Raw genomic sequence first — 2,915 nt, 5'->3', positions numbered from 1 at the left:
CAAGAGTTTTATTTAATTTGATTATGTAATTTAGATGTTTTTTAGCTTATTAATTGCACTATCGTAGGCGATCATAATGAATAATTGATAGTAATAAAGAGACAATTATAATTAATCCAAAGAAGATTAAAATTTTAGTGGGGCAGAATGAATTATGACTGCTTTAACTTTACAATTACCTCCTAATCTGAAATTGACGGATGAAGAATTTGAACAAATTGTTGCTGTAAATAAAGACTTGCGATTAGAATTAACTGCTGAGGGGAAATTGGTAATCATGGCACCCACTGGAGGAGAAACGGGGAATCGTAATTTTGATTTACTAGGTCAACTATGGTTTTGGAATAGTCAAAATAATTTAGGAAAAGCTTTTGATTCTTCCACTGGTTTTAAACTCCCCAATGGTGCCACTCGTTCTCCCGATGCTTCTTGGGTAAAAATGGAACGGTGGGATGCCTTAACACCACAACAAAGAAAAAAATATCTCCCCTTGTGTCCAGATTTTGCAGTGGAATTAGTTTCAGAAACTGATGATGTAGAAGATACTCAAGTCAAGATGCAGGAATACTTAGCAAACGGTTTACTACTTGGTTGGTTAATTAATCCTAAAGATAAAGTTGTAGTAATTTATCGTTCTAATCAAGCGCCAGAGGTTTTACAATCTCCTATAAGTCTATCCGGTGAAGATGTTCTGCCTGGTTTTATTTTAAATTTACAGCCAATTTTTGGATAGCGATCGCCCACCCCAACTATCTCCACTGCCAAGATTTCCGGTAAAATCAAGTTCTGAGAACTGTGCATAGGGAGATACAGGGTTGCCTACACTTGGTGTGAACATAGACCATATCGCCACCATCCGACAAGCACGGCGGACAGTGGAACCAGACCCCGTAGCGGCAGCGGTACTGGCAGAACTAGCAGGTGCAGATGGCATTACCGTGCATCTGCGAGAAGATAGAAGACATATCCAAGACCGAGATGTGCGCCTGTTGCGGCAAACAGTGCGAACTCATCTTAATCTAGAAATGGCCGCTACAGATGAAATGCTCGCGATCGCTCTCGACATCAAACCCGATTATGTCACTCTAGTACCAGAAAAACGCGAAGAAGTGACCACAGAAGGCGGTTTAGATATCGTTGGGCAAATTGCTAGAATAGGAGAGATTGTTGATAAATTGCAAAGCGCTGGCATTCCAGTTAGTTTATTTATCGACGCTGAATCAGCACAAATAGAAGCATCTGTCAAGATTAAAGCTAAATTTATTGAATTGCACACAGGGCAATACGCCCAGCCCAAAGATGAAACACATCGCCAGCAAGAATTAGCAGTGTTAGCCAAAGGGTGCGAGCAAGCAATTCAAGCGGGATTGCGAGTTAACGCCGGTCACGGTCTCACTTACTGGAACGTCTACCCAGTAGCGGCACTTCCAGGCATGGAAGAACTGAATATTGGTCATACCATCATCAGCCGGGCCGCATTAGTAGGCATAGAAAGAGCAGTCCGCGAGATGAAGCAAGCTATTAGGGGGAATGGGGAATAGGGAATGGGGAACTCGGGGCCCCCGCTCCCGGAGGAAGTGGGGATTAGGGGGAATGGGTAAAAAAACTGTAACCTGTAGCCTGATAACTGTCCAAAGAGGGTTTGTCACTGCGAAATCTGGCAATTTACAAATGGTCAGCAAAGAATTTTATGAGTGCAACACAGAACAACCTACCGCTTTGGGTACAGGATCGAGATGAAGTGATTGCAGCAAGTACTACTGATACACAGTGGCGCTATCAAACACCGCCAGATTACTCTCGTTCCAAGGAGAATCTTGCTCAAGAGAGTATACATAATCATCTTGAAGGTACATTAGAAGCGATCGTGCAAAACTTGGTGCGAACCTTTGAGATGGAGGTATCATTCAAAACTGACCCAAAACAATGGCTATCTATTGTCAATGACAAATTTCGTGTGAGTACCAACGGTGGGGTAGAGTATACAGCAGCAGATTTAGCAGCACAAGGTACTTATAATTTATTCATGGCTGATTCCGAACATTACAAAGCTTTAACAGAAAGTTTTGAATCATCAGCAAAAATCTTCCATACAACTTTCACCAAAGGATTTCCTTGGGAGGTGTTGGAAGTGTTCTCTGGGCCACCAAATGTCACATTTAAATGGCGACACTGGGGGCATTTTGACGGCGCGTACAAAGACTATGCAGCAACCAAGGAGATAGTAGAAATTATTGGTATGAGTGTAGCCCGCGTCACAGAAGACCTGAAGATTATTTCCCTAGAACACTATTTTGACAATACACTGTTCTTAGAAAAGCTGACAGCAAGTGGCAAACAAACAGATACTGAAAACCAAGGCAGTGCTTGTCCCTTCAGTTCTTGGTTCAAGAAGTTTCGTCAAAGTTAACTTGTAGAGGCATCATTGCGTAACACCATACCCTGAGACTATTTACGATCAACCAAAGGATGAAAATGCAAACATACTATTACGTTTTGGCAAGTCAACGCTTTATCCTCGAAGAAGAACCCATAGGGGAAGTGATCAAAGAGCGTACCCGTCACTACCACGAACAAGAAAAAGAGATTGATTTTTGGTTGGTTCAGCAACCAGCTTTCTTAGAAGCACCCGAAATGGCACAGATGAAAGCGAAATGTCCGCAACCAGCGGTAGCAATTATTTCCACTAATCCTCAATTTATTACTTGGCTAAAACTGCGCTTAGAGTACGTTATTACAGGAGAATTTCAGGCTCCTTCTGCAACAATTCCCGATGCTTTGGCATCATTGGCTACTGTGTCTTAATGGGGAGTGGGGATTGGGGACTGGGAAATTTCCCCCTCATCTCCCTCATACCAATTCATATCATGTCCGTTTAAAGACTTATGATTTGGCTGACGCGGAGATAGGGAGAC

Annotated in this window: 5 protein-coding genes; 4 read left to right on the top strand and 1 reads right to left on the bottom strand. The window is 42.5% G+C overall.

Annotated features, from left to right (window positions below):
* Positions 1 to 154: 154 nt before the first annotated feature.
* The gene (locus tag AC5JMF_RS32305) at positions 155 to 733 is read left to right on the top strand and encodes a Uma2 family endonuclease (RefSeq protein WP_495799792.1); all 579 of its coding nucleotides are present in this window, start codon (positions 155 to 157) and stop codon (positions 731 to 733) included.
* Here AC5JMF_RS32305 and AC5JMF_RS32300 read toward each other — a convergent pair.
* Positions 713 to 838, bottom strand: coding sequence for a hypothetical protein (locus AC5JMF_RS32300; protein ID WP_495799791.1), 126 nt, complete (start codon positions 836 to 838; stop codon positions 713 to 715). The genes AC5JMF_RS32305 and AC5JMF_RS32300 overlap by 21 nt on opposite strands.
* Here AC5JMF_RS32300 and AC5JMF_RS32295 point away from each other — a divergent pair.
* The 3 genes from AC5JMF_RS32295 (at position 816) to AC5JMF_RS32285 (ending at position 2,805) form a co-directional block, all read left to right on the top strand.
* Entirely contained in the window at positions 816 to 1,541 is a 726-nt protein-coding gene (locus tag AC5JMF_RS32295) for a pyridoxine 5'-phosphate synthase (RefSeq protein ID WP_495799790.1), read from the top strand. The two genes, AC5JMF_RS32300 and AC5JMF_RS32295, sit on opposite strands and share 23 nt — an antisense overlap.
* A gap of 149 nt (positions 1,542 to 1,690) precedes the next feature.
* On the top strand, positions 1,691 to 2,410 hold the full coding sequence (locus tag AC5JMF_RS32290; RefSeq protein WP_495799789.1) for a SnoaL-like polyketide cyclase: 720 nt from the start codon (positions 1,691 to 1,693) through the stop codon (positions 2,408 to 2,410).
* A 65-nt stretch (positions 2,411 to 2,475) separates the two neighbouring features.
* Positions 2,476 to 2,805 (top strand): MgPME-cyclase complex family protein, encoded by a 330-nt coding sequence (locus AC5JMF_RS32285; protein WP_495799788.1) that lies wholly within the window; start codon positions 2,476 to 2,478, stop codon positions 2,803 to 2,805.
* Positions 2,806 to 2,915 lie beyond the last annotated feature (110 nt).

It is taken from the genome of Desmonostoc vinosum, assembly GCF_059505385.1.
The sequence above is the reverse complement of the archived record's forward strand: the minus strand, read 5'-3'. Positions and strand labels throughout refer to the sequence as shown.

Bases quoted from the DNA above. Each gene is read 5' to 3' on its own strand.
- AC5JMF_RS32305 (WP_495799792.1), top strand. From the start codon at position 155: ATGACTGCTTTAACTTTACAATTACCTCCTAATCTGAAATTGACGGAT.
- AC5JMF_RS32300 (WP_495799791.1), bottom strand. From the start codon at position 838: ATGTTCACACCAAGTGTAGGCAACCCTGTATCTCCCTATGCACAGTTC.
- AC5JMF_RS32290 (WP_495799789.1), top strand. From the start codon at position 1,691: ATGAGTGCAACACAGAACAACCTACCGCTTTGGGTACAGGATCGAGAT.
- AC5JMF_RS32285 (WP_495799788.1), top strand. From the start codon at position 2,476: ATGCAAACATACTATTACGTTTTGGCAAGTCAACGCTTTATCCTCGAA.